Origin of the sequence: Emticicia agri (assembly GCF_004168285.1) — a bacterium.
GTDB lineage: Bacteria > Bacteroidota > Bacteroidia > Cytophagales > Spirosomataceae > Emticicia > Emticicia agri.
The window spans coordinates 170698-196505 of the sequence record NZ_SEWF01000005.1; the positions used below are offsets into that span (position 1 = coordinate 170698).

25 protein-coding genes are annotated in these 25808 nt (G+C 38.2%); 18 read left to right on the forward strand and 7 right to left on the reverse strand.

The features are described 5' to 3' along the window. The first annotated feature begins 34 nt into the window (after window positions 1-34). Both EWM59_RS04940 and EWM59_RS04945 read left to right on the forward strand, forming a co-directional pair. Entirely contained in the window at window positions 35-1330 is a 1296-nt protein-coding gene (locus EWM59_RS04940; protein WP_130019832.1) for an MFS transporter, read from the forward strand. Window positions 1331-1372: 42 nt separating this feature from the next. Further along, window positions 1373-1813, forward strand: coding sequence for a nuclear transport factor 2 family protein (locus tag EWM59_RS04945; RefSeq protein WP_130019833.1), 441 nt, complete (start codon window positions 1373-1375; stop codon window positions 1811-1813). A 1-nt stretch (window position 1814) separates the two neighbouring features. Here EWM59_RS04945 and EWM59_RS04950 read toward each other — a convergent pair whose 3' ends face one another. Then, window positions 1815-2420: a Uma2 family endonuclease gene (locus EWM59_RS04950; RefSeq protein ID WP_130019834.1), complete on the reverse strand. Its 606-nt coding sequence runs from the start codon at window positions 2418-2420 to the stop codon at window positions 1815-1817. A 57-nt stretch (window positions 2421-2477) separates the two neighbouring features. Here EWM59_RS04950 and EWM59_RS04955 point away from each other — a divergent pair, with 57 nt between their 5' ends. Together EWM59_RS04955 and dapA are read left to right on the forward strand one after the other, a co-directional pair. Beyond that, entirely contained in the window at window positions 2478-3752 is a 1275-nt protein-coding gene (locus tag EWM59_RS04955; RefSeq protein ID WP_130019835.1) for a serine hydrolase domain-containing protein, read from the forward strand. 123 nt (window positions 3753-3875) lie between these two features. Beyond that, entirely contained in the window at window positions 3876-4760 is an 885-nt protein-coding gene (gene dapA, locus EWM59_RS04960) for a 4-hydroxy-tetrahydrodipicolinate synthase (protein WP_130019836.1), read from the forward strand. Window positions 4761-4775: 15 nt separating this feature from the next. On the opposite strand, the gene EWM59_RS04965 is transcribed toward dapA, so the two are convergent. After that, window positions 4776-5690 carry a YihY/virulence factor BrkB family protein gene (locus EWM59_RS04965; protein WP_130019837.1) on the reverse strand — a complete coding sequence of 305 codons (915 nt, stop codon included), beginning with the start codon at window positions 5688-5690 and terminating at the stop codon, window positions 4776-4778. A 187-nt stretch (window positions 5691-5877) separates the two neighbouring features. Here EWM59_RS04965 and porX point away from each other — a divergent pair, with 187 nt between their 5' ends. Together porX and EWM59_RS04975 are read left to right on the forward strand one after the other, a co-directional pair. Beyond that, window positions 5878-7440 (forward strand): T9SS response regulator signal transducer PorX, encoded by a 1563-nt coding sequence (gene porX / locus EWM59_RS04970; protein ID WP_130019838.1) that lies wholly within the window; start codon window positions 5878-5880, stop codon window positions 7438-7440. An 8-nt stretch (window positions 7441-7448) separates the two neighbouring features. After that, window positions 7449-8153 carry a hypothetical protein gene (locus EWM59_RS04975; RefSeq protein ID WP_130019839.1) on the forward strand — a complete coding sequence of 235 codons (705 nt, stop codon included), beginning with the start codon at window positions 7449-7451 and terminating at the stop codon, window positions 8151-8153. A 6-nt stretch (window positions 8154-8159) separates the two neighbouring features. Here the strand turns inward: EWM59_RS04975 and EWM59_RS04980 are convergent, their stop codons facing one another. After that, window positions 8160-8840: a cell division ATP-binding protein FtsE gene (locus EWM59_RS04980; RefSeq protein ID WP_130019840.1), complete on the reverse strand. Its 681-nt coding sequence runs from the start codon at window positions 8838-8840 to the stop codon at window positions 8160-8162. 81 nt (window positions 8841-8921) lie between these two features. After that, window positions 8922-9581 (reverse strand): fructose-6-phosphate aldolase, encoded by a 660-nt coding sequence (fsa, locus tag EWM59_RS04985; protein ID WP_130019841.1) that lies wholly within the window; start codon window positions 9579-9581, stop codon window positions 8922-8924. Between the two features lie 418 nt (window positions 9582-9999). Here fsa and EWM59_RS04990 point away from each other — a divergent pair, with 418 nt between their 5' ends. Continuing rightward, complete coding sequence (locus tag EWM59_RS04990) at window positions 10000-11304, forward strand: tail fiber domain-containing protein (RefSeq protein ID WP_130019842.1); 1305 nt, start codon at window positions 10000-10002, stop codon at window positions 11302-11304. 10 nt (window positions 11305-11314) lie between these two features. Further along, a complete protein-coding gene (locus EWM59_RS04995; protein WP_130019843.1) occupies window positions 11315-11695 on the forward strand; it encodes a hypothetical protein in 381 nt (126 codons plus the stop codon). A 51-nt stretch (window positions 11696-11746) separates the two neighbouring features. On the opposite strand, the gene EWM59_RS05000 is transcribed toward EWM59_RS04995, so the two are convergent. Continuing rightward, the gene (locus EWM59_RS05000) at window positions 11747-15052 is read right to left on the reverse strand and encodes a VCBS repeat-containing protein (RefSeq protein WP_130019844.1); all 3306 of its coding nucleotides are present in this window, start codon (window positions 15050-15052) and stop codon (window positions 11747-11749) included. 122 nt (window positions 15053-15174) lie between these two features. On the opposite strand from EWM59_RS05000, the gene EWM59_RS05005 reads away from it, so the two are divergent. Then, complete coding sequence (locus tag EWM59_RS05005) at window positions 15175-15513, forward strand: transmembrane 220 family protein (RefSeq protein WP_130019845.1); 339 nt, start codon at window positions 15175-15177, stop codon at window positions 15511-15513. 143 nt (window positions 15514-15656) lie between these two features. Here the strand turns inward: EWM59_RS05005 and kdsB are convergent, their stop codons facing one another. Continuing rightward, a complete protein-coding gene (kdsB, locus tag EWM59_RS05010; protein WP_130019846.1) occupies window positions 15657-16391 on the reverse strand; it encodes a 3-deoxy-manno-octulosonate cytidylyltransferase in 735 nt (244 codons plus the stop codon). A 105-nt stretch (window positions 16392-16496) separates the two neighbouring features. On the opposite strand from kdsB, the gene EWM59_RS05015 reads away from it, so the two are divergent. From EWM59_RS05015 to EWM59_RS05030, 4 genes are all read left to right on the forward strand, one after another. After that, window positions 16497-17579 carry a LysM peptidoglycan-binding domain-containing protein gene (locus EWM59_RS05015; RefSeq protein ID WP_130019847.1) on the forward strand — a complete coding sequence of 361 codons (1083 nt, stop codon included), beginning with the start codon at window positions 16497-16499 and terminating at the stop codon, window positions 17577-17579. 34 nt (window positions 17580-17613) lie between these two features. Beyond that, complete coding sequence (locus tag EWM59_RS05020; protein ID WP_130019848.1) at window positions 17614-17808, forward strand: hypothetical protein; 195 nt, start codon at window positions 17614-17616, stop codon at window positions 17806-17808. 56 nt (window positions 17809-17864) lie between these two features. Beyond that, entirely contained in the window at window positions 17865-18635 is a 771-nt protein-coding gene (locus EWM59_RS05025) for a TIGR02757 family protein (protein ID WP_130019849.1), read from the forward strand. A 75-nt stretch (window positions 18636-18710) separates the two neighbouring features. Further along, a complete protein-coding gene (locus EWM59_RS05030) occupies window positions 18711-19895 on the forward strand; it encodes an acyltransferase family protein (RefSeq protein ID WP_229239278.1) in 1185 nt (394 codons plus the stop codon). A gap of 79 nt (window positions 19896-19974) precedes the next feature. Here the strand turns inward: EWM59_RS05030 and EWM59_RS05035 are convergent, their stop codons facing one another. Continuing rightward, window positions 19975-21021, reverse strand: a complete 1047-nt coding sequence (locus EWM59_RS05035; RefSeq protein WP_130019850.1) for a zinc dependent phospholipase C family protein — start codon at window positions 21019-21021, stop codon at window positions 19975-19977. A gap of 48 nt (window positions 21022-21069) precedes the next feature. Here EWM59_RS05035 and EWM59_RS05040 point away from each other — a divergent pair, with 48 nt between their 5' ends. The 5 genes from EWM59_RS05040 to EWM59_RS05060 all read left to right on the forward strand — a co-directional run bounded on the left by EWM59_RS05040 (window position 21070) and on the right by EWM59_RS05060 (window position 25729). Next, window positions 21070-22053 carry an alpha/beta fold hydrolase gene (locus EWM59_RS05040; protein WP_130019851.1) on the forward strand — a complete coding sequence of 328 codons (984 nt, stop codon included), beginning with the start codon at window positions 21070-21072 and terminating at the stop codon, window positions 22051-22053. Window positions 22054-22402: 349 nt separating this feature from the next. Further along, complete coding sequence (locus tag EWM59_RS05045; protein ID WP_130019852.1) at window positions 22403-22813, forward strand: Dabb family protein; 411 nt, start codon at window positions 22403-22405, stop codon at window positions 22811-22813. Window positions 22814-23014: 201 nt separating this feature from the next. After that, entirely contained in the window at window positions 23015-23269 is a 255-nt protein-coding gene (gene rpsT / locus EWM59_RS05050; RefSeq protein ID WP_130019853.1) for a 30S ribosomal protein S20, read from the forward strand. A 98-nt stretch (window positions 23270-23367) separates the two neighbouring features. Next, window positions 23368-24048 (forward strand): RadC family protein, encoded by a 681-nt coding sequence (radC, locus tag EWM59_RS05055; protein WP_130019854.1) that lies wholly within the window; start codon window positions 23368-23370, stop codon window positions 24046-24048. A 61-nt stretch (window positions 24049-24109) separates the two neighbouring features. Next, window positions 24110-25729 (forward strand): ABC-F family ATP-binding cassette domain-containing protein, encoded by a 1620-nt coding sequence (locus EWM59_RS05060; RefSeq protein WP_130019855.1) that lies wholly within the window; start codon window positions 24110-24112, stop codon window positions 25727-25729. Window positions 25730-25808: the final 79 nt, after the last annotated feature.

Here is a 25808-nt window from a genome sequence, read left to right on the forward strand (position 1 = left end):
TTCCTGAACCTAATCTTTTTTAACCCTATAAACTATGGAAAAAATCGGAAAGTATCGTTGGACTATCTGTAGTCTTCTTTTTATTGCTACCACTATTAATTACCTCGACCGAAACGTAATCTCTTATTTAAAACCTTATCTGGCCGAAGCCTTTGGCTGGACCCCTACACAGGAAGTAAACGACTACGCCAACATTGAGTTAGCCTTCAAATTTGCCTATGCCTTCGGGATGTTTTTTGCAGGTGGCTTTGTTGATAAATTCGGAACAAAATTAGGTTATGCTATTGCAACCGGGCTTTGGAGTGTGGCGGCTGTTGCTCATGCCTTTTGTACAGGCACTTTGGGTTTTATTGTTGCCCGTATTTTTTTAGGAGTTACCGAAGCCGGAAACTTTCCTGCGGCTATTAAAGCAGTCGCCGAATGGTTTCCTCAAAAAGAAAGAGCTTTAGCTGCCGGTTTTTTCAATTCAGGCACTAATATCGGTGCTATTATAGTACCTTTAAGTGTACCCCTGATTGCTGAAACCTGGGGTTGGCAATGGGCATTTATTCTGACAGGGGTTATTGGTTTTGGCTGGCTCATTTTATGGTTTATTTATTATGAAGTACCAGAAAAACAAAAACGCTTATCAAAGGCCGAATACGATTATATTCAGTCTGATAAAGCAGAACCTGTTTCACAAGAAAGCGTCCCGTGGTCAAAACTTCTGACTTATCGTCAGACTTGGGCGTTTGCTATTGGTAAATTCCTGACCGACCCTGTATGGTGGTTCTATTTATTCTGGTTACCTGACTTTCTGATGAAAGAATATGGTCTTTCTAAAACCGAAGTTGCCTGGCCCTCAGCATTAGTATATATCATTGGCAGTATCGGAAGTATTGCCGGAGGATGGTTACCTTTGAGCCTGATTAATAAAAAATGGCCTGCTTTCAAAGCACGTAAAACCAGTATGCTTATCTATGCCTTTGCGGTATTGCCTGTATTATTCTCACAATATTTAGGTGCCATTAATATGTGGCTGGCTGTATTGGTAATTGGTATTGCGGCATCAGCCCATCAGGCATGGAGTGCTAATATTTTCACTACGGTATCAGATATGTTCCCTAAAAAAGCAACGGGTTCTGTAACAGGTATTGGTGGGATGTTTGGTGGATTAGGGGGTATTTTATTGACCTGGTTAGTCCAGAAAAATATGTTTGTTTATTATACCGAAATAGGGCAAATCCAGACTGGCTACTTCATTATGTTTTGTATTTGTGGGGGTGCTTATTTATTAGCATGGCTTATCATGCACTTCCTGGTACCTACTATGAAAAAAGTAGACTTATAATAAAAAACCTGTTTTGCTATTCAACCAAAATAAAAGTTTACCATGAGAAAAATTTTTGTATTAGTTGTACTCCTATGTATTACTCAATTTTCTTTCGGGCAAGATATAAAAGCCACTATTGAAGATTTAGAAAGAAAACGCTTTGCCGCACAGGTTGCCAAAGATGGAGATTATCTGAATAAAATCTTCGCTGATGATTTAATATATGTACATTCGAGCGGAAAAAAAGATAATAAAGAGGCCTATGTTGCGTCGGTTCTGAATGGAGGTAGTGTCTATTCAAAAGTAGATATAGAAGACATAACCGTAAGAGCCTATAATAAAGACCAGACAGCCGTTGTGAACGGAACCGTTCTGATTACGCAACCACCTGTTGATGGTAAGCCTGTGCTTTTACACTTGCGCTATCTGGTTGTTTATACCAAAGATAGCAAGAAAGGCTGGCAATTAAACTCGTGGCAGTCTTCAAGGTTACCAAATTAAATTAGTCAAGCTCAACGTTCATCGTAGATAAATACTCACCCAAATTCATTTGGATTCCTTCAATCAAATCAATGGTTTTGTTCCAATCCACAATTCTCCAGTCTTGATGTGGTTCAGCAATCCAGATGGTTTGGGTGGTAGTAAAAACCCAAATCAGTTTTTCTACGCCAAACTCTAATAAACGCTTTGTTTTTTGAGTAACATATTGATTATCAGTGATATTACTATTATCAATATTGGTATCTACTTCGACTTGTAGCATAGGAGCTACTTCAAGGTATTTTTTCGTAAAAACAGGTATCTGGCCAGTTTTATAAACCATTATATCGCCTGATAAATTATTTTTATGGCTCAAATGCAGACCTACTTCTCCTGTAAGGGGCAAGTATAACTTTTCATCAAGGTTTTTTATGAGCAATTTTTGTATGAATAATATAATCAAGCCTTGTAGTCCACTTGAGCCCATAATTTCCTCTAAAGTTTTATTTCCATTCAGAACACTTTTATATCCTTTATAATAAATGGGAGTTCCGTTTAATACTTCCTTTACCAGATATTCAGGAATTTTTCTCTCTCGTTTTTTGGGAGTTAAGAGCGTCGTTTCCATACTATTTTATTTTATCTTTGACAAAAATACCAAAAAACAGCTATAACCCTACCATCAATGAAAAAATTAGCTTCTCTATCAGGCTTCTTGTTACTCTTTCTACTGACCGGAGTGAATGCCCAGATACCGCAAGTACTGACACAAGCCAAAACAGCCGAAGAAGCAGGTTTTTCGAGTGAGAAGTTGAAGCGATTAGATACTCACTTTCAGGAAATTATAGACAAAGGTATTGCCCCCAATGTAGTTACATTGGTAGCTCGTAAAGGCAAAATTGTGCATGAAAAAGCCTTTGGATATAGTAATTTAGAACATAAGACTCCACTCAAAAAAGATGATATTTTCAGGATTGCCTCTCAATCGAAACTGATTACGACTGTTGGCTTGATGATGCTGTTTGAAGAAGGTAAGTTCTTTTTAGACGAACCTATCTCTAAATATATTCCTTCGTTCAAAAACGCTAAAGTACTGGTAAGTTATGACGAAAAAGACCGTAACAAGTATATTACTCGCCCGGCTAAATCTTCTATTACCATCCGCCAGTTACTAAGCCATTCAGCAGGGATTCCTTACGAGCACCCTTTGCAGGAATTGCCCGAATTTAAAGTACCGTTCTTTTGCTCGGTTGAGAATGATATGCTGAAAGATGTGGTAGATAAGATAGCTGTCCGTCCGCTCCTGTCAGACCCCGGCACACAGTTTACTTACGGGCTTAATACCGATGTAATAGGCCGCTTGATTGAAGTGCTTTCGGGAATGTCGTTTGATGAGTACTTACGTAAAAAAGTACTCAATCCTTTGGGCATGAATGATACATACTTTTACTTACCTGCCGATAAAGCCAGCCGATTGGTTGAGTTATACTCTAAAGGTAGCACCGCAGATAATCTGACTTTACACACCAACGAAACTTATCGGAAATTTGCCGTAACCGGACAACAAACCTATTTCTCCGGCGGAGCAGGTTTAGTAAGTACAATTCAGGATTATGCCAGAATATGCCAATTGATATTAAACAAAGGGGAGTTCAATGGCAAAAAACTATTGAGTAGAAGTACCATAGACTTAATGGCAAGAAATCAGATAGGCGAAAGTTTTGTATGGGACAGGCAGGATAAGTTTGGTTTAGGCTTACAGATTATTACCCCCGAATCGCATTATGGCGATAACGCAACGCCCGGCTCACTTACCTGGGGTGGTATGTATTGTTCAGAATATACCATCGACCCTAAAGAAGACCTGATTCTTCTGGTTTTTACTAATGTTCAACCTTATGCGCATTATTCTGATATTGTGCGTAAATTCAGGATTCTGGTATATCAGGCACTTTTGTAGATTTATCATCTATGCAAAGTCTTTTGAGGTGCTTTGTAAAGCAAACGACCTGTTATCGTTTTGCAAAGTCCGATTTTCTGACGAACTTTGTCCCTCTCGACATTATCTATTATTTCAATAAAAATGGCACATCCGTTAGAAGGAGTAGGTGTAGCTTTAATAACACCATTTAATGAACAGCACGAAGTTGATTTTGAGGCTTACGGTCGGCTGCTCGATTTTACAAGCACAGGTGGGGTAGATTATTTTGTTGTACAAGGTACAACAGGAGAAACCTCTACTACTTCTGCCAAAGAAAAGACTGATTTACTAAAGTATACAAAGGAACATAATCCCAAGAACCTGCCAATAGTTTATGGTTTGGGGGGCAACAATACCAAAGCAGTTTTAGAAACCATCAAGGCTACTGATTTATCAGGCGTTACAGCTATTCTATCGGTTTGTCCTTATTATAACAAGCCTCCGCAAGCCGGGCTGATTGCTCACTTTACAGCAATTGCCGATGCCTCTCCGGTGCCGGTTTTGCTCTATAATGTTCCGGGACGTACAGTGATTAGTTTACAAATTCCGACGATTGTTGAATTAGCCAAGCATCCGAATATTATTGGGATTAAAGATGCCAGTACCATCGAAAACGCACAGGAATTAGCCAAACGTTGTCCGGAAGATTTTCTTTTATTATCTGGTGATGATAATCTGGTTACTACGTCTGTCAGCATAGGCTTCAGAGGAGTTATTTCAGTCATTGCCAATGCTTTTCCGAAAGAATTTGGTGAATTGACCTGGGCAGCCCTGAATGGCGATTTTGACAAAGCCGCTGAAATACAGAAAAGATTTATCGATTTTGACACCCTGCTTTATACCGAATCCAATCCGGTTGGTATTAAAAAATGCCTTGAAATTAAAGGTATTTGTAGTTCAGAAGTACGCTTGCCATTGGTAAAGGCTTCTGATGCTTTAGGAGTAAAATTAGAAAAAGCCATGAATGCCGAGGGCTTCTGGCAATAAGAAAACATATATTTATTATTGTAAAGGTGAGTCAATCTCACCTTTTTCAATTTTATAGGTAGTCAGTGCTTCTCTTACAGTAATGCTGATTTCAAAGCCAAGAATTAGAATAAGTGCAATCAGGTATAGCCATACCATCAATGCGATCAATGTGCCTATTGAGCCGTAAAGTTTATTATAGGAGTTAAAATTAGCCAGATAAAATGAAAAAAGGTTAGTGGCTAAAATCCCGAGGAAAGACGATATAAAAGCACCCACATTGAAGAACTTCAGCCTTTTATGAACTGCGGGCGCAAAATAGTAGATAACACAAATACCAAAATAAAAAATCAGAAAGATGCCGCCATACCTCACTACCTGAAATAAGTAAAATGTAAAGTTTTCGTTCAGCAAACCTTTACCAAACAGAAAATCAATGATAATTCGTCCAACAACTAAGATTACAATAGCACAAACCATTACAATAATCAATAATACCGTCAGAAAAAGCGCAATTAGTCTGGCTTTCAGGTAATTCCGTTTTTCTTTTACATGCAATGCCATATTAAAAGCACGCATCAGTGCCATCATGCCATTGGTAGCGGCAAAAACCGTGAAGAAAAAACCAAACGATAATATATCGCTCCGCTTTCTGCTTACAATATCCTGTATAGTTAGTGAGGTATTTTCATAAATCCCTCGCGGCATGGCATCCTCCAGAAAATCCATAATCAACTTGTCAAGATGGTTGATTGGAATAAAAGGAATCAGGGTAAATAAGAAGATAATTCCCGGAAAAACAGCTAATAAAAAACTATAGGAAACCGAGGCCGCACGCTGGTCAATATCAAAAGTTATAATTTTTTCCCAAAGAATTTTCAACAAATTATAGAGTGAAACAGTTGTGTTCCATAGATAGATGCTTTTAAGGAAGTCTTTCAGGCGTTTCAAATGAATAGCTCTTTGGTCTTTTTACAAAAATACAAATTTACTTGAATAACTATTTACATGCCAATTTTCATGAATTTCTACAATATTGCAATCTACACAAATTAAGAAAAATTAAGCGTGCGTATAGGCAATAAAAGTTCATATTTTTGCATTGTAGCTTTACACAATTTATAAAACCGATAATCTTATGCGATATAACATACTCTGGGCAGACGACGAGATTGATTTACTAAAACCATACATAATTTTTCTACAAGGCAAGGGCTATGATGTTACTCCAGTACCAAGCGGAGCCGATGCCATTGACAAAGTAGAAACCGAGCGTTTTGATGTAGTTTTTTTAGATGAAATGATGCCCGGCATGACAGGGCTCGAAACACTTTCACAGATAAAACTCCTCAAACCAAATCTGCCCATAGTCATGATTACAAAGTCGGAAGAAGAGCGAATTATGGAAGATGCCATTGGCTCAAACATTGCCGACTATCTCATAAAACCGCTTAATCCGAACCAGATTCTGCTTTCAGTAAAAAAGATTCTTGAAAATAAACGCCTGATTTCAGAAAAAACCAATTTAGGTTACCAACAGGATTTCCGAAATCTGGCGATGCAATACAACGACCGTATCGGGCATCAGGAGTGGGCAGAAATCTATAAAAAACTGATTTACTGGGAGCTCCAGCTTGACCGCTCGGAAGATAAAAGCATGGAAGAGGTTTTTGGTATGCAAAAATCAGAAGCCAATTCTAATTTCTGTAAATTCATTGAAGAAAATTACGAAGACTGGCTCAATGACCCTAAAGCCGATAAGCCTTTACTTTCGCACCAATTAATGAAGAAAAAGGTTTTCCCTTTGGTGCAGTCAAATTCTCCCCTGTTCTTTTTGTTAATTGATAATCTGCGTTACGACCAATGGAAAGTACTTGAAGAGGTAATTAACGATTATTTCAACGTAGAAGAAGAAAGCGATTATTACGCTATTCTGCCTACGGCTACTTCTTATGCCCGTAATGCCATTTTCTCGGGGCTGATGCCTTCTGATATGGCCAGACAACATCCAGACCTCTGGGTAAACGATGAAGGCGAAAACGAAGATGCACTCAACAATAATGAAGCTGAGTTTCTGAAACGCCAGATTGATAAAAGTCGCCTGAATATCAGTTTCTCTTACCACAAAATTTTAAATACAAATCAGGGCAAGAGTTTGGTTGATAACTTTAATAACTTATTAAAAAACCAACTCATAGCCATTGTTTACAACTTTGTTGACATGCTTTCGCATGCCCGTACAGAAATGGGAATGATTAAGGAACTGGCGCCTGACGAGTCGGCTTATCGTTCAATTACGAGGTCATGGATTGAACACTCACCATTATTAGATTTATTGAAAAAAATTTCAGAGAAAAAAGGCCGACTGGTAATTACAACCGATCACGGGATGATTCGGGTACGACACCCGAAAAGAATTGTTGGCGATAGAAACGTAAATACTAATTTGCGCTACAAGCAAGGGAAAAACCTGAATCTGGACGATAAAGACGACCATGTGCTGGTAGTAAGAAAACCTGAGGTATTTATGTTACCCAAGCCTAATGTATCAACAGCTTATTTCTTTACGATGGAAGATTATTTCTTTGCGTATCCGAATAACTATAACCACTATGTGAGCCATTATAAGGATACTTTTCAGCATGGAGGAATTTCGATTGAAGAAATGATAGTTCCATTTGCTTACCTGACTGCAAAATAGAAACTAAAATGAGAGCCTTACTTTGCATATTCTTTTGTACGGTTTTGTTTGAGGCTGTTGCGCAGGAACAACAGCCTAAATACATTGAAGATAAATACTCCTATTTTATTGCCTTAAATTTAGGGAATGCCCTTGGTAGTTACCGCACCGTATTGAAAGAAGGTAATAAGGCAGGCACCAAGTTTGGGCTGACCGGAGGTGTTTTGTTTAATCCTTATGGCCGAAAAAAGGCTTCTCCTGTGTTTTACGGGGCTGAAGTTGGTTTTCAGGGAGATGGTCGGGAAGACCCGATTACTACTTACAGCGGAGACTTTCGTGTGAGTAATACCTCTTACTGGATTAATGGATTGACACGGTATCGCCCTATTCTCTGGAGTTCAAAAATTAATCCTTATATGGATGCGTTTTTCGGAGCAAAAATTATTCAGACTTTACTGGTAGAACAATTAAATGAAGAAGACTCTGAAACCCTGGAACGATGGACTAAAGTAACGCCCAATTATGGATTAGGTGTAGGTGTAGGTATTAAGTTATTCGGCAATATGAAAAATAGCTATTTAGACATAGGTGTATATTATCAGCAAGCCGAAGCTACTAAAATTGTGAAACCTAATACGGTAGAGATTGACACTAATTTTGAGTATAAAAGTAAACAGGTATTGACAACAACCAACCAGTGGGTGGTTAAAGTGGGGATTACCGGATTTAACTAAGGTTTCCTAAAGACTTTCTGATAAATCCTGTACTAATCCTTTATCGCAATACAGGGTGCGTCGTGGATAACGTTCTATCAATTCAAAATCGTGGGTAGCCATCAATACTGCCGTTTTCGATTTTTCATTAATATCCATAAATAATTTCAGAATTTCCACCGACATTTCGGCATCAAGGTTACCTGTTGGCTCATCAGCTAACAATATCTGTGGCTGATTCAACAAGGCACGGGCAATGCCTACCCGTTGCTGTTCGCCTCCTGATAACTGATGAGGCATTTTTGCAAGAATATGCGGCAGATTCACTAAAGTTAATACTTCGTTTATCCTCACGTTCATTTCTTCTTTATCTTTCCAGCCCATCGCTTTCAGATAAAATATGAGGTTTTTCTCTATATTTCTATCGCCTAATAGCTGGAAATCCTGAAAAACTATTCCTATATTTCTTCTCAAATAAGGTATCTGTGAGCGCTTCAACGCATGAAGTTCATAACCTGCCACTACCCCTGAGCCTTTTTCAAGCCAGAGGTCTGCATATAACGTCTGTAAAACCGAAGATTTTCCGCTACCTGTGCGCCCAATTAAATACACAAACTCACCTTTATGAATAGTAAAATTGACTGCTGACAACACCAGTTGGTCTCTTTGATAAATATAGGCATTCTGCAGAAAAATAACGGGTTCCATGTGTCGGGCATTAATATTCTATCAATAGTAAGCAGTTTCTGCTAAATGCGGCAAAAACTGCTTAATATTGCTTACAAAAACTTATTTCTGGTTTACTTTGGCATGGTCGGCTAAGAATTTTGCCAGACCACTGTCAGTAAGCGGGTGATTCAATAAAGCTAAAATTGCTGAAAGAGGGCCTGTCATTACATCAGCTCCGATTTTAGCACACTGAATAATGTGCATAGGATGGCGAACCGAAGCAGCTAAAATCTGTGTTTCGTATCCATAGTTATCATAAATTAAACGAATATCTTCAATCAAGGTCATACCGTCAGTTGAAATATCATCTAAACGGCCAACAAATGGTGATACATAGGTTGCACCTGCTTTAGCTGCTAACAATGCCTGACCCGGTGAAAATACCAAGGTACAGTTGGTTTTAATACCTCTTTCCGAAAAATATTTGATAGCTTTAATTCCATCTTTTATCATCGGTATTTTTACTACTATCTGCTCATCTATTTCGGCCAGTTCTTCACCTTCGTTAATCATCTCTTCGTATTTGGTCGAGATTACTTCTGCGCTTACATCACCATCCACAATCTCGCAAATAGCCTTATAGTGGCGCATTACATTGTCTTTTCCGGCAATACCTTCTTTTGCCATTAACGATGGATTGGTAGTAACACCATCAAGCACACCAATGTCTTGTGCTTCTTGTATTTCTTTAAGGGAGGCGGTATCGATAAAAAATTTCATAGAACATTTAGCCCCATATCCGAAAAACCGGAAGATTTTGTTAGGACTTTCATGCCTTTGGGGGTTAGCTACATGAAAGTAGTGGTTTATATTTGAACAATTGCTACGAGCCAAAAACAAAAAAAGGCAAATTCACCGCTCAACCACAATACCCTTGCTTCGGTCAAGACCTGGGGGATTCAGCAGGAGCTGGTAATTTGCCGCTGCAAAGGTAAGAAACTTTTCTTCTCTCTACAAATGGTTTTAGAAAAAAGACTGATTTGATAAGTAAAAACAACTATACCTTTTGATAATTTTTAAAGGTTAAAAAGTTAATTAAAAGACAATTATCTTATTAAAAAATAATATCTTTGAAAATTATAAGTGAATATACTTATTAATTGTCAACCATTAGATATAACCATAAAAACTAATTTTAATGAAAACAACCTCTACCACACTTTTCAGGTGTATCTTGTTTTTGTGCTCAATGGTGTTTTACGATTCTTTTTCGCAGAACATCAAAAAAAGCCAGAAAAAACCAAAGACCGACGACCAATACGTTGTGCCGAAAGTGTATGCACAACGCAAAAGCCCCGAACAATTTCTAAAAGATCAGTTAGGTCAGAAAATCGAACTGAAAGAACGTAGCATTGCCGACCAGGTAATTGCCGATGATTTAATAGTACAAGGAAGCGAATGTGTCGGTATTGACTGTGTGAATAATGAAAGTTTTGGGTTTAATACTATTCGTTTAAAAGAGAACAATCTCCGTATTACATTTGATGATACCAGCGTCTCTTCTGGGTTCCCTGCCAATGATTGGGAACTTGAAGCGAATGAAAGCGCAAATGGGGGTAATAACTCTTTTGCTATTAATGATGTAACCGGAGCAAAGGTTCCTTTTAAGATTATAGCAGGCGCACCGACCAATAGTTTCTTTATGGGTTCTAACGGAAAAATCGGTTTACAAACTGCCACACCTGTATTAGATGTGCACATGAATACCAACAACACCCCGGCGATAAGACTGGAACAAAATAGCTCCGGTGGCTTCACCTCACAAACGTGGGATATGGCCGGGAATGAAGCCAACTTCTTTGTCAGAGATGTTACAGGGGGCAGTCGTTTGCCTTTCAGAATAAGACCCGGTGCGCCTACCAGTAGTATTGATATTGCAGCCTCGGGCAATGTGGGTATTGGTATAGCAAGCCCCCAAACCAGATTACATGTAAAAGGTATGGGCTTTTTTGAAGATACGCTCTATGTAGCAGGGGCACTTATGCCGGGAGGCTCTATGGTTACACCATCTGATATGAAACTGAAAAGAAATATCATGGATATGAGCAGTATGTCAAAAATTATCAGCTCATTAAGCCCCAAAACTTTCTATTATAAAACAGATGAGTATCCCAGGTTAGGCTTTTCTAATACCTTACAATATGGACTGATTGCGCAGGAAGTAGAAAAGGTTTTACCTTCTTTTGTAAGCCCTACCCGATTTCCGGGAGAAAACACGTCTTTCAAGACTGTTAATTATGTCGGGCTCATTCCTATTTTATTGCAGGGTATGAAAGAACAGATAGCTGTGAATGAGCAACAAAAGGCAGAGATTGAGGATTTAAAAGCCAAACTGGCTCAATATGAAGCATTAAATACCCGATTAGAACGATTAGAGGCTGTCTTGAATAAAGAAGCTATTTTGAGTAAAGAAGAAAAAGACAAAAAAGCCGACAAAAAATAAATCTGAAAAAATGAAGACTATTTATACACTCATTACGCTATGTTTGCTGAGCATGTCTGCTTTTTGTCAGAATATCGACCAGAACGGACGTACGCCCGAACAGCAAAAAATAACTTCTGTAGCCCCTGTGCAGGAAGTTTATCTGCAAGAAGATGCTTCTGCTAAAACCATTGCCTCTTTCAAATTAAAATATACTTTACCTGCCGGAAAAACCGCCGGTGAAATCGTACTGTTTCATCCGAAAGCCGACCAGGTTCTGAAAAAAATCAGTTTAACCCAACAACAGGGTTCAATTGAAGTTTCAACAAAAGATTTACCTGTTACGGGCGTTATTGTGGCTTTATATACCGATAGTGTACCTTTACAAACCAGAAATATTAAATTCGAGTAAGATACAATTATGACTAAGAGTCCGATAGCAACTACACACTATCGGACTTTTTTATTTACCCTTAAAGACTTTCAGGGGAGCTTTATTCTGAGATACTATATACAATTTGTTTTTTGAGGCGGTTTTTACAACTACAATATCTTTACAATCGCCATCGGCTACAAATCCTGTTTTATCATAAAGCGCAGGTTTAAAGCCCCCCTTACCATCTCCCATCAGCACAAGCCCGACTGAAGCATCGTATCTACCCGCAATGGGCTCTGCATCATAGGCATTACCTACCATCATTACATCCAGATTACCATCCTGATTAACATCGTCTATCAACATACGCTGAACAGGTGCCCATTGAGCCATCTGTGATAGAGGTTTTAAAGTAAACTTTCCATGACCAAGATTTTCGGCATACATACTTTCTTGTACATAGGCTTTTTTAATAATAGCTTGCTTCATTTGTAGCTCTGTCAGCACCTCTTTCATAGTGGCTTTAGCATAACTACCGTAATTAGGGAATTTTTTACGAAATGACGGCAATTGCCTCAATAAATCATCTCTCGTAGGAATCGGGTGTTCTTTTCCATTAATGTAATAAGAAGGTATTCCATCCCAGTGACCATTCTCATCATAATCGGCTCCATAAACTGTCAGGGGTTCATTCAAAGAGAAATGATAACGGGTATTTAAACCTATATTTCCTAATACCATATCTATATCTCCATCTTTGTCAAAATCGGCGGCGGCTACAGTATTCCAGAACCCCTCTGAATTAGGGAAAGCATCTGATTTGCTTAATTTCCCTTGAGTGTTCTTAAAGACAGTAACAGGCATAAACTCTCCTACTACTATTAAATCAAGCCAGGTATCATTATCAATATCTATCCATAGCGCATCTGTAACCATACCCACTTTGGCAAGTTCGGTAGAAGCCTGTGCAGTATAATTACTGAAAATGCCATAATCGTTTTTCAGCAGATAACTTTCGCCCGATTGAGGATACTGCAAGGGTGTTAGTCGCCCACCCCGAAAAATATCTAAATCACCGTCTTTATCAAAATCGGCTACTGCCACACACGAGCCACTATGCCTGATCTCAGGAAGCTGACTGGTAGCATCAGTAAAATTACCTTTGCCATCGTTGAGGTACAATCTGTCCTGATAATATTTTGAACCATCAGGATACTCATTAGAACCACTTACGATGTATAAATCCAGGTCTTTGTCACGGTCGGCATCAAACAATATCATTTCTATATCTTCTTCTCCTTTAGGTAAGCTTTCATTCGTATAAGACTTCTGAATAAACTGCCCTGCAGGAGTCTGAACAAAGAATTTACCATAGTTTTTATAAGAACCGCCTACAAAAAAATCATCAAGACCGTCATTATTGATGTCTCCAACAGCCATTTTAGGCCCTTGTTGTGACAGTTTATGCAACAAGAGCGTTTCTACATGATAATCTACATAGCGTTCTTCCTGAGGCTGAAAATTGATATTTACTGCTGACGTTACATCTGCAAATAGTGTAGCCTCCTGTTGCTTGTCAGGTTTAGTAGCTGTGGTAGCGTTTGTATAATCTAAAGTAAGTGTCTGATTGGCTTTGATATTTTTCAGTTTCTGTGCTTTACCATCAGTCCAGACTATTTCAAGAGAATCTATCTGAGTGTTTTTCCCTAAGCCAAAATGTATGGTATAATCAACCGAAGAGGCATATCCTTTTGTAACAGCCTGATGATATTTCTGTAAATACCCGTTGGCATAAATACTGACTTCACTGCCTAAACCATACCTGTTCTTCGGTCTACCTTTCAGCAGAATTTTCAAAAAATTAGCCGTTGGTGCATCATTCCGCATGATATAAGCGGGTTTATTTGTATTATTTACAACCAGGTCTAAATCTCCGTCATTATCCAGGTCGGCATAAGCAGCGCCATTAGAAACAGAAAGAGAATCACCAAACCAGGCTTTTGTTGTGTTTTCAAAGGTCAGGTCTCCTTTATTTCTAAAAAAACAATTGACATCATTCCATGAAGGTAGCTCTAACGATCGGTCAATCATATATCTTCTTAAATTACCGAGATTTTTTTGCTCATAAGCTACATTATACGAGATAAAATCAAGGTTGGTAATATCTCTCAGATAACCATTTGAAATAAACAAATCTCTTAACCCGTCATTATCGAAATCGGCAAATAAGGGAGCCCAGCTCCATTGACTGCTATGCACACCTGCAATTTGGCCTATTTCTGAAAAAAGTATTCGCCCGTCAGGTGATTTGCCTAAATTCAGGTGAAGCATATTCCGCATAAACTGCGAATGATAACCTGTATTTAATTCTACTTCATATTGTTCAAAATTTCCCGGACCAGTCATCATTTTTCGTTGCTCATTATTGGCAGGCAACATATCTACCATCATAATGTCTGCCCTGCCATCATTATTAAAATCAGACACATCATTACCCATCGAAAAACGGCTGTGGTGTTTCAGGTACTCTTTTGCCATTTCTTTAAAAGTACCGTCATGATTATTAATATAAAGCAAATCATTCGGCAGAAAATCGTTGCTCACAAAAACATCTTCCCAACCGTCGTTGTCAATATCACATATGGATAATCCCAGACCATTGCCGTCATGTAAAATTCCTGCTTTCCGGCTTACATCAATAAATCTGGCATTACCATCATTTTCATATAATTTATCTGCCGAATAACCTGTTCCGTCATTAACAGGCACAGTAATCCTGTTAGGATTTCTAACCAGATTGGTGGTAGTCAGCAAATACATATCCAGATCACCATCTTTATCATAGTCAAAAAAAGCCGCCTGACTTGAATAGGTTGTATCAGCTAAACCATATTGCTGTGCCATTTCTTTAAAAGTTGGTACGCCATTCTGCCCTGCTCCCTGATTAATATACAACTGATTAGCCCGCAGACTACCTGTATAGTTGCCTGATTTGCATACATAGATATCTAACAGACCATCGGCATTGACATCTGCTAAGGTTACACCTGTTGACCACCCCCCTTTATGTATTCCGGCTTTATCAGTAATATCCTGAAATTTCAAAGAACCTTTTTCATTGTCGCTTATATTGATATACATGCGGTCTCCGGACATATTTCCGGTAAAATATAAATCAGGCAGGTTATCATTATTCAAATCGCCGACAGCTACCCCTGCCCCATTATATACATTATGGAAATCGTAGAGATTAAACTGTTCGTTTTCAATAACAGTATTCTGAAAAGTAACGCCTGTTTCAGAACCCGGCAATAATGTAAATAGTGTTTTTGGCTCGCTATTACAGGAAAGTAAGAAAGGGAGGAAAAGAAATAGAAGAAATCTGAGGTTCATGGCGTAACTAAAAAAATCCGGAAAGGTGTTGAGCAGGAAAGTTATAAAACTTTTAACTTGACAACAAATGTTTTTTTAGGTTGTTTTGATAAGCCAATCCTTATTATAAAATCTTTCAACCAATGGTCAAAAAAATTATTCTATGGCTTTTTATGGCCTTTTTTGTGTATGCGGCTATCATGCAGTATAATGACCCTGACCCTTATGTCTGGATACCTACCTATCTGATTCCCGTTTTTTTATGCTATCATAAACTACAAGGGAAAGGAGAACCAATCGTTTATTTTGCGATAGGGCTGTTATATCTTATGTGGTCAATTAATCAGTTTCCGCCTCAATGGGAAGGAATAAAACTGAATGAGATGGGTATGAAAACGATTAATATTGAATTAGGCCGCGAATCTCTTGGCTTAGGTGTATGTGCGGTTGCTTTATGGATAGCTGCCTTATTGAAGAAGTAACTGAAAGAAGAAAGGAAAATGGAGAACGGAACAGGGAAAATGGAAAAGGAATATGAAAATCTTTTCACAGTTAAGCCTTATTGAAAGTATAGTAAACTAATTCTTCCTTTTTCCATTCTCCAGTTTCCCTAGAACCAAATGTGTTATTTGCCTATTTTTTCTAAATCTTCTTTGGTATCGATACCAAAACTCTCGTAATTGGTTACAACCGCATAAATTTTGTATCCATAGCCCAACCAACGAAGCTGCTCTAATTTTTCAGTATTTTCTAACGGAGACGTAGGAATATGAGAAATCTGTTCTAAAACATCGCTCCGATACGCATAAATACCGATATGTTTATAAAAGTCAGCATGTTCCAGCCATTCTTCCGGCTCATAGCCGCGTACATATGGAACTACCTGACGACTGAAATATAAACATTGCTTACGCATGGTCAGAACCGCCTTCACTACATTAGGGTCTTTCAGGGTTTCATAATCCTTTATTTTTTTAACTGCCGTTGCAATTTCAGTCTTAAAATCCAATAACCCGGAAATCTGGTCTATTGTATCAGGGTCAATAAAGGGTTCATCTCCCTGAATATTGATGGCATAATCGTACTTTGTTACGCCGCCAGCTTTTTCAAGTGCTTCAAAACAACGGTCCGTTCCTGTCGGATGACTACTTGAAGTCATTACGGCATCACCACCAAACTCTAGCACATGATTCAGAATTCTTGCATCATCTGTTGCCACTACAACTCTTTGTAGACTCTTGGCTTTCAATGCCTGTTCATACACACGCTGAATCATACTTTTGCCGTTAATATCGACAAGAGGTTTGCCCGGAAAACGACTTGAGGCATATCTTGACGGTATAATTCCAAGAATTTTCATAGGTTTCAATGTTTTATTCGGGGCGAATTTACACGAAAAAAAAATATATGCGTTAATCTCTCGCAGAATCATTAAATTTGCGTTAAATCCAATCGCTTGACTACCATGTTAAGATACCTTTTTACTACGGCTTTTCTCGTGCTTTACCTGACAAAATCATTCAGTAATTCACTTCCAACTCCTCTCGATTCTATTGGTATTGAGAAAAAAAACGGCAAGTTGTTTGTTCTACATAAAATAGAACAAGGCGAGACTCTCTACTCGATTCTGAAACGTTACAATGCTTCAGAAAAAGAATTTTATGCAGCCAACCCTGAGTTTAAGAAAGATGCGATTATGGCCAGCGACCAGGTAATCAGTATTCCTCTTAATACTAAAAGCAAAAGCGTACCCCGACCCAGAGTAGCAGAAGTACTGCCTACACAGGATAGTACCCGACCGAGAGGTGTTATAGATGAAAATGGCATAGAAGTAATTGATATTCCGGAGGCAACGCCTAAAGATGCTTTAGCTAACAACGAAGACAGCCTGAAAAACTCAGCAACTGATAATGTTACTGATACAAAAAATATCAAACTCAAAACCCATACAGTTGTAGCAGGCGATAAACTCTTTAGTGTGGCTACTAAATACAAGGTAAAAGTATGGCAACTGAAAGAATGGAATAAGCTGACTACAGATGTGCTTCGTGTAAACCAAGTACTGGTAGTAGAAAAACCAGTAGATTTAGTAGCCAATGTCCCTAAAGAAGAGAAAAAAGAAGTTGCTAAGGCAAAGCCTGTGGTAAAACCTATCGCTACGGTCAGCAAACCTAAAACGGCTTCTGGCCCTGCCGGAGACGTTGAGAAAGACAAAAAGTCAACAACGGTAGTAACCAAGCCTCTGGCTAACAAGCCTCAGACACCCGTACCAAATGCGCCAACAGGTAAAAAATATAACGAACAAGGTATTGCAGAAGTAATAGACGCGGGTTCATCGACCAATAAATATCTGGCCTTACACCGTACGGCTCCGGTAGGGACACTCATTAAAATTGCCAATGAAGCAAACGGGCAAAGTGTCTGGGTAAAAGTAATCGGTAAATTGTCAGGTTCTGGAGATGCCATTATCAAGATTTCTCCCAAGGCTTTTGAAAAATTACAGCCCAAAGATAAACGAATTCGTGCTTCTTTGAGTTATGCCTTATAGAATAAGAGAAAATAAGTACACAAATCACAATTTCATGCATCCCAATCAGTTAAAAGATAATTCGCCAGAACCTGTTACAGCAACCTCGAAGAACAAGATATGGACAGTGTTCTTTGCTATCATGTATCCTATCATTACGGTTTTTGGTCTTTTATTTACAGGTATCGTAGCTATATTTTCTGCTATTTCAAGGGTTTTTGTATTTATTCTGAGATTAATTAAGAAATAAATTATCCTTTTTCATATAAAAACTCCACTTCAATCGGAGTAGTTTTATGCTTGCCCATGTCTGACTACATACTCAATCTGCTGAACGAAAAATACGAACAGTTTAATCAACCCGGTTTTATTCCTGACGACCCCATCAGTATTCCACATCAGTTTACACTAAAACAAGACATAGAAATTACCGGCTTTATCGCTGCTACCTTGGCATGGGGTCAGCGGAAAACTATCATTAATAAATGTAATGAATTGGTGAAATTAATGGATGGTGCGCCTTATGATTTCATTAAAAATCATCAGGATACCGACCTGAAACGCTTTCTCTCATTCAAACATCGTACTTTTAATCCTACTGATACACTGTATTTTATAGAGGTTTTCAAAGATTTTTATGCCCGACATGAATCTTTAGAAGAGGTATTTACGCAGGGCTTAACCCCTGAATCAACAGATACAAAACTTGCGCTGGAAAATTTTCAGAAAGCATTTTTCAGTTTAGAAGATTATCCGACCCGTACCAGAAAACACATTGCTACTCCGGCTAAAAATTCTTCATGCAAACGAATTAATATGTTTTTACGCTGGATGGTAAGAAAAGATGACAAAGGGGTGGATTTTGGTATCTGGAATAAAATTTCTCCCGCCCAACTGGTTTGCCCTTGTGATGTACACGTAGAAAGAGTAAGCCGTAAATTAGGACTGATAACTCGCCCGAAAGCAGACTGGCAAACGGCTATAGAATTGACAAAAAACCTTAAACAGTTTGACCCTGCCGACCCTGTAAAATATGATTTTGCTTTGTTTGGTTTAGGAGTAGAAGGTTATATGTAAGAATAAAACGGTCTTGGCTGGTTGACTTAATAAAGAAATTTCTATTTTTACTTTCCTTATCTCAACCTCTATTCTATGACCACCACTAATACCTCTACCCGTCTGGCATCGGCCGATGTCTATCGAGGCTTTGTTATGCTACTGATGATGGCCGAAGTCTTGCGTTTACATAAAGTTTCTGAGGCCTTACCCGATAGCTCGTTCTGGCAATTTTTAGCTTATCACCAAGACCACGTTGAGTGGGTAGGATGTGCCCTGCATGACCTTATTCAACCTTCATTTTCGTTTTTGGTAGGTGTTGTACTGCCCTACTCTATTGCCAGCAGATTAACCAATGAAAGTAGTTTCTGGAAAACATTCCGCCATGCTTTGTGGCGTTCGCTGATACTAATTTTATTGGGCATATTTTTACGCTCTCAGTGGGCAGACCATACCAATTTTACTTTTGAAGATACCCTTACACAAATAGGCTTGGGCTATCCTTTCTTGTTTCTATTGGGCTTTGCTTCTCATCGCATTCAGTTAGTTGCTTTAATCGTTATTCTGGTGGGTTATTGGGCGGCTTTTGCGCTTTATCCCCTCCCCAGCCCCGATTTCGACTATGCTAATGCCGGTGCTATCAAAGACTGGGAACATAACCTGACAGGTTTTGCTGCTCACTGGAATAAAAATACCAACCTCGCCTGGGCATTCGACCGTTGGTTTCTGAATTTATTTCCAAGAGAAAAACCTTTTTTATTTAATGGTGGTGGTTATGCTACCTTAAGTTTTATTCCTACGCTGGGTACTATGTTATTAGGTTTAATCGCTGGAAACTTTTTAAAGTCCACTAAAACACCGCAGGAAAAAATCAGGATTTTTCTGATTTTAGGCGTTTCAGGGCTTATTTTAGGACTGCTTTTAAATTGGTCAGGCATCTGTCCGAATGTAAAAAGGATATGGACACCAACCTGGGTTATTTTTAGCGGTGGTTGGTGCTTTCTGTTTCTGGCTTTCTTTTACTGGGCTGTAGATGTATTACAAAAGCGCAACTGGTTCTTTTTCCTGACCGTAATTGGTATGAACTCCATTGCCGCTTATGTAATTGCTGATGGTTTTAATTCTTACGTTTCAAAGTCATTAAGAACACATTTAGGACAAAACTATGCAGCTATTTTCGGAGATCCTTATCAGTCTTTAGTGCATGGTTTTTTAATGCTTGCCATTGATTGGCTGATTCTGAAATGGATGTATGATAAGAAATTGTTTATAAGAATATAGAGTTCTTGTGTTTTTACTTTAACCACGGAGTAAATCGGAGCGACCGACGCCCGGTTTACTCCGTGGTTATAAAAATTTCTTAATTGTCACTTTCTTTTCTTACCTCAAAAATTCTTTTTAACCATTGTTTTTTCTCAGTCTTTTCTTCTTCGTCTTCTTCTTTGGTAGGCTCATATTTTTTGAGCGGCATTAAATCAGGTTGACCTGCATCTACCCAACACGTAAACCAGAAGTCGCCAATCATTTTTACTGATGCACGCATTTGTCTTTCAACCTGATTTTTAAGCATCTGATGATACTTCGTCGAAAACTCCTTCGAATAAACACGGGTAGTAACGCCGTTTACCTCCTCAAAACTAAACTTCTTATCTTCTGAAAACTGACTATTTAATTGTTTTTCGAATAATAATACCGAATCTAATGCCGCATTGGCATGAGTTACAGTTTGCCAGGCTCTTTTTTGTGGAAATTCTTCGTAAGTGGCTTGCCCTACAAAGAAATCGTAGTTCTCGGCAAACATTTCCGGCAATCGGCTTTCCCAAAAACCATGAATCCCTATCTGATTACTTAGCTGACCATTGTAATTTCTGGTAGTGTGCAACGGCACATGCGCGTCGGCAATATAATGACCTATATCTGTTGAAAGACTGAGTATTCTTTTCACATCTTTTTTTCTGAATGCTTCTGTTAACTGATACTTCATAGAATTAATATGCCATGGCACAATTCCATGTGCATAAAGCGAATCTTCTCCTACTTTATCTACGGCCTCTTTCCATGAATAACCGGGTAATTGTTTTCTGACAGAATCGGAATAATTATCCAAATCAATAAAATGGCGGGGTGCTTCTTGTTTAAACGCATATCGCCTTTGGTCGGCATTAATAGCGTTTTCAGAAATATAGTCAATGTTTTTCTTATAAAACCCAAACATTTCAGGCGGCAAAGTAAAAACCGCTAAACGATTAATACGCTTATGCGCAAAAAATCCCCATAACGGACGTTGCCAGAGTGGTCGCTTTAGTGAAAAAGCGCAAATAGTAGGTAGTATCCCTATTACTAATAGCAGTTTCAACAGGTTAAAATTCTTTCTAAGTCTTGCAAAAAGTGGTATTATTTGCTTCATTAGTGTCAGTTTTAATTATTCCCCTAATATTATACCTATTTCAATAAAATGAAAAAGTTTCTGTTTTTCTTTTCCTTGTGCACTACACAAATTTTTGCTCAGAATACCTTAAAATTCGCTTCTATTGGTCAGTTTAAAACGCAAGGCAGTAAAATTATTAAGAACTGTAAATTGGGCTATCGTACTTTTGGTCAGTTAAACGCCGAAAAAAGCAATGCTATTCTGTTCCCGACCTGGTTTGGTGGTACAAGTGAAAACCTGATTGCCAATGCCGGAACTATGATTGATACAACTAAATTTTATCTGATTTTAGTTGATGCGCTGGGAAATGGCATTTCTTCTTCTCCTTCTAATACCCCCGGGTTTCCTGATATTACTATTAGAGATATGGTAAATGCCGAATATACACTAATAACCAAAAACTTTCAGCTCAATCATTTATATGCAGTAATGGGGATTTCGATGGGTGGTATGCAAACTTTTGAGTGGATCACTGCTTATCCTGATTTTGTAGAAAAGGCTATTCCTATCGTAGGCACTCCTAAACAATCTTACTATGATATTTTACTCTGGAAAACCGAGTGGAACATTATTGAGCAGGCAGGTAAAAATCCGGTGGCTCGAAAAAATGCAATGCGACAGGTGGCAACCGTACATAATCTGAACTTAGCAACACCTGATTATTATGTCCGAACTGAAAAAGCTGAAGAGGCTTATGCTAAAATGCAAAAATCGGGCGAAGACAGAGTAAAAGGTAATAACCCTGAAAACTGGATCTGTCAGATAAAAGCGATGCTTTCACAAGATATTTATCAGACCTCCGGAAAGTCTCTTTCTGAAATGCCCAATCATATTAAAGCAAAGCTATTAGTAATAGTAGCTACAAGAGATGCGATGGTTAATCCGTACACTGCAACAGAGTTTGCTAAAGCATTGAATACCAATTATGTAGAGCTGACAGGCGATTGTGGGCATCTTGCCCCGGGCTGCGAAACAGATAAAGTAAAAAAAGCCATTGCAGCATTCTTGTAGAATGTCAGAATAATATTTTTTAAACGAAAAAAAATCTGAAAAGCTGAATTTGTAGCCTTAAAATCATAAAAAATATACTTTTTTCTCCTGGAATCTCAAATTTGGAACATACAAATTTGAGATTCTCTATTTTTTCAGACAAATCTCCTTAAAATCACACCTATTCTTAACTTTTTACAATTTTCACAAAAAAATCTCCATTTTGCAATAAAAGTCAAAAACAGAATATTATTCTGCAATATTAATAAATTATAAAATCAATAAAATATTTTCTTGAAAAAATGCAATGATTTAAAATAATTTCTGTTATATTTGTACTGTAATACAAAATATTATTCGGAAAAAGAAAATGAGTCATACACAGAAAAAATCTTTATTGAGATACGTAATGCCTGCAATTGCTTTAGGCGTTTTTGCTTTTTTGATGGTAGCTTATGGGTCAGCCTATACACCGCCTAAAGCACAAAAACAAAGCATTGTTTGCTATAAGTTTAAGGAAGGAACTTCAGCCGAGGCAATTAAAAAACATTTAGAACAATTTCAGGATTTGAAACGCGAACTACCTGAAATCGTTAATTATTCTGCCGGAAATACTATTTCAAATGGTTCAAACGCAGAATACGACGTAATGCACTATCTTACTTTCAGAACTGATAGTGAATTAGAGAAATTCCGTCAGAGTGCCCAATACAAAACATTTGAGAAAGCAAATGAAGCTAATTGGGAAAAAGTTTTGGTTATTAATTCAGAGATAAAGTAATTTTACTCTGTTCATTCAAAGAATATTCAGAAAAAGCACGCAAAAAAGCGTGCTTTTTTTATGAGGGCATATAAAGGCAACAAAAACAGTTACTTGTTATTATATTTTTAGAGTTTCTGTTTTGCATTTAATAATAAAATCCTTATTTTTGCACCCTCAATTGGAATTCGAAAAAAGAACAGACAAATTTTTTATAATAAAATGGCAAATCATAAGTCGGCATTAAAACGTATCAGAGCGAACGAGGCAAAGCGTTTGAGAAATCGTTACCAACACAAAACAACTCGTACAATTGTTAGAAAACTACGTGGTCTTACAGATAAAGTAGCTGCAACAGAGTTGTTTAAATCAGCCGCTTCTATGTTGGATAAATTAGCGCGTAAAAACGTTATCCACAAAAATAAAGCAGCAAACTTGAAATCTGGTTTAGCGAAACACATCAGTGCTTTAGCATAATTGGTGTGAGATACAATATTTTGCTCATGGAAACGCCTCCGTGGGCATTTTTTGTTTAGTATTGTATAAAAATACATAGCTACAACCTTACCATATTCATGAACAATATTCTTTCCTGGGCTGAAGAAGACCGTCCGAGAGAAAAACTAATCCTCAAAGGCAGAGCTGCCCTTTCTGATGCCGAGCTGATTGCTATTCTTATTGGCTCCGGCACAAGAGAATTATCAGCCGTTGATTTATCAAAACTAATCCTGCATAGTGTCGGCAATAACCTGAACGAATTAGCCAGGTTAAGTATCAATGACCTGATGAAGTTTAAAGGCATTGGTGATGCCAAAGCTATTTCTATAGCTGCGGCACTTGAATTAGGAAGAAGAAGGAAAGAAAGTGAGGTATTGAAAAAGGCAAAAGTAACTTCATCGTCAGATGCTTATCATGCTATCCGCCCTTACCTGATGGATTTATCGCATGAACAATTCTGGGTTTTATTGCTTAACCGGGCTAATGAGGTAATCAGACCATTTCAGGTAAGTATCGGTGGTGTGGCAGGCACAGTAGCCGACCCTAAGATAATTTTCAAGAGTGCTATAGAATATTTAGCCTCAGCCATCATTCTGGTGCATAATCATCCTTCGGGCAACCTCACACCCAGTCAGGCCGACAAAGACCTGACTAAACGGGTAAAAGAAGCAGGGCGTCTGTTGGATATTCCGATACTTGACCATCTTATTTTTGGCGATAACGGTTATTTCAGCTTTGCTGATGAAGGAGTTCTTTAAATTTTATTTATTGTTTTCATACATCTAATCATATTCGACATTATAAATTCTTTTGATATAAATGCTAACAGTTTCAAATATTTCGCTTCGTTTCGGGAAACGTACCCTTTTCGAAGAAGTTAATCTAAAATTTACTCCCGGTAACGTTTACGGGCTTATTGGAGCCAACGGAGCAGGAAAATCAACTTTTGTAAAAATTCTTTCAGGTGAAATAGACCCTACTTCGGGAAATGTAAGTATGGACCCAGGTGAAAGGATGTCGGTTTTGAAACAAAACCAGAATGCTTATGACGACGAAACTGTATTAAACACAGTTATCAGAGGTAATGAGCGTTTATCAGAAATTATTGCAGAAAAAGACGCCATTTATGCCAAACCGGATTTCTCGGAAGCAGACGGGAATCGTGCGGCTGAACTTGAATCAGAATTTGCTGAAATGAATGGATGGGAAGCAGAATCAGATGCGGCCTCGTTGTTATCAGGTTTAGGTATCAAAGAAGAGTTACATTACAACATCATGGCAGATATGAACCCCACTGATAAGGTAAAGGTTTTGTTGGCACAGGCTTTGTTTGGTAACCCTGATATTCTGCTATTAGATGAGCCTACCAACAACTTAGACATTGAGTCTATTTTATGGTTAGAAAACTTCCTGATGAACTTCAAGAACACCGTTATTGTAGTTTCTCACGACCGTCACTTTTTGGATAATGTATGTACCTACATTGCTGACCTTGATTACAAAAAAATCACCTTATATGGAGGTAACTACTCTTTCTGGTATGAGTCAAGCCAGTTAGCTGCCCGTCAGAAAGCCGACCAGAACAAAAAAGCCGAAGAGAAAAAGAAAGAGTTGGAAGAGTTCATTCGTCGTTTCTCTGCTAACGTGGCTAAGTCGAAACAGGCTACTGCTCGTCAGAAAATGATTGAGAAACTGAACATTGAGCAAATTCAACCATCATCCCGTAAATACCCTTACATCGGTTTCAAACCTGAGCGTGAGGTAGGCGACCAGATTTTATTGGTAGAAAACTTAAGCTACAAATTAGAAGATGGTACTTACTTGTTCAAAAACCTGAGTTTCCAGGTATCCCGTAATGAAAAGATTGCTTTCCTAAGCAAAGATGGTCTGGCAGTAACAGCCCTATTCGATATTCTGATGGGTGAAAGAAAAGCTACAGGTGGTACATTCAAATGGGGTATTACTATTACCAATAGCTACTTACCTAACGATAACAGTGAATATTTTAAAGATGGCAGTCTTGACCTGGTAGATTGGTTACGCCAGTATTCAACCGAAAAAGATGAGACCTTTATCAGAGGTTTTCTGGGTAGAATGTTATTCTCAGGTGAAGAGGCACTAAAGAAATGTACTGTACTATCAGGAGGAGAAAAACAACGTTGTATGTTCTCAAGAATGATGCTTTCAGGTGCCAATGTGCTGCTTTTTGACGAACCAACTAACCACTTGGATCTGGAATCGATTCAGGCTTTGAATAAAGGCATGGAAGACTTCCCAAGCAATATTCTCTTTACTTGTCATGACCATCAGTTAACGCAAACAGTAGCTACCCGTGTGATAGAATTGACGCCAAATGGCTGCTTAGACAAGTTGATGGATTTTGACGATTATCTGACTAACGAAAAAGTTAAAGCGCAAAGAGACGCATTATATGCCTGAGCGAAAGCATTTCAAGCCTGATGATTCGCTTTGGAAAGCAATCTTAGAGGACATTTTTGATGATTTTTTAAGGTTTTTC

Coding starts and splice junctions, on each gene's coding strand:
- EWM59_RS04980 (WP_130019840.1), bottom strand. CDS start 8,840: ATGGAACCCGTTATTTTTCTGCAGAATGCCTATATTTATCAAAGAGAC.
- EWM59_RS05025 (WP_130019849.1), top strand. CDS start 17,865: ATGTCTGACTACATACTCAATCTGCTGAACGAAAAATACGAACAGTTT.
- radC (WP_130019854.1), top strand. CDS start 23,368: ATGAACAATATTCTTTCCTGGGCTGAAGAAGACCGTCCGAGAGAAAAA.
- EWM59_RS04945 (WP_130019833.1), top strand. CDS start 1,373: ATGAGAAAAATTTTTGTATTAGTTGTACTCCTATGTATTACTCAATTT.
- EWM59_RS04990 (WP_130019842.1), top strand. CDS start 10,000: ATGAAAACAACCTCTACCACACTTTTCAGGTGTATCTTGTTTTTGTGC.
- EWM59_RS05005 (WP_130019845.1), top strand. CDS start 15,175: ATGGTCAAAAAAATTATTCTATGGCTTTTTATGGCCTTTTTTGTGTAT.
- porX (WP_130019838.1), top strand. CDS start 5,878: ATGCGATATAACATACTCTGGGCAGACGACGAGATTGATTTACTAAAA.
- EWM59_RS05060 (WP_130019855.1), top strand. CDS start 24,110: ATGCTAACAGTTTCAAATATTTCGCTTCGTTTCGGGAAACGTACCCTT.
- EWM59_RS05030 (WP_229239278.1), top strand. CDS start 18,711: ATGACCACCACTAATACCTCTACCCGTCTGGCATCGGCCGATGTCTAT.
- EWM59_RS05035 (WP_130019850.1), bottom strand. CDS start 21,021: ATGAAGCAAATAATACCACTTTTTGCAAGACTTAGAAAGAATTTTAAC.
- EWM59_RS05020 (WP_130019848.1), top strand. CDS start 17,614: ATGCATCCCAATCAGTTAAAAGATAATTCGCCAGAACCTGTTACAGCA.
- kdsB (WP_130019846.1), bottom strand. CDS start 16,391: ATGAAAATTCTTGGAATTATACCGTCAAGATATGCCTCAAGTCGTTTT.
- EWM59_RS05045 (WP_130019852.1), top strand. CDS start 22,403: ATGAGTCATACACAGAAAAAATCTTTATTGAGATACGTAATGCCTGCA.
- rpsT (WP_130019853.1), top strand. CDS start 23,015: ATGGCAAATCATAAGTCGGCATTAAAACGTATCAGAGCGAACGAGGCA.
- EWM59_RS05000 (WP_130019844.1), bottom strand. CDS start 15,052: ATGAACCTCAGATTTCTTCTATTTCTTTTCCTCCCTTTCTTACTTTCC.
- fsa (WP_130019841.1), bottom strand. CDS start 9,581: ATGAAATTTTTTATCGATACCGCCTCCCTTAAAGAAATACAAGAAGCA.
- EWM59_RS04950 (WP_130019834.1), bottom strand. CDS start 2,420: ATGGAAACGACGCTCTTAACTCCCAAAAAACGAGAGAGAAAAATTCCT.
- EWM59_RS04995 (WP_130019843.1), top strand. CDS start 11,315: ATGAAGACTATTTATACACTCATTACGCTATGTTTGCTGAGCATGTCT.
- dapA (WP_130019836.1), top strand. CDS start 3,876: ATGGCACATCCGTTAGAAGGAGTAGGTGTAGCTTTAATAACACCATTT.
- EWM59_RS04975 (WP_130019839.1), top strand. CDS start 7,449: ATGAGAGCCTTACTTTGCATATTCTTTTGTACGGTTTTGTTTGAGGCT.
- EWM59_RS05015 (WP_130019847.1), top strand. CDS start 16,497: ATGTTAAGATACCTTTTTACTACGGCTTTTCTCGTGCTTTACCTGACA.
- EWM59_RS05040 (WP_130019851.1), top strand. CDS start 21,070: ATGAAAAAGTTTCTGTTTTTCTTTTCCTTGTGCACTACACAAATTTTT.
- EWM59_RS04955 (WP_130019835.1), top strand. CDS start 2,478: ATGAAAAAATTAGCTTCTCTATCAGGCTTCTTGTTACTCTTTCTACTG.
- EWM59_RS04940 (WP_130019832.1), top strand. CDS start 35: ATGGAAAAAATCGGAAAGTATCGTTGGACTATCTGTAGTCTTCTTTTT.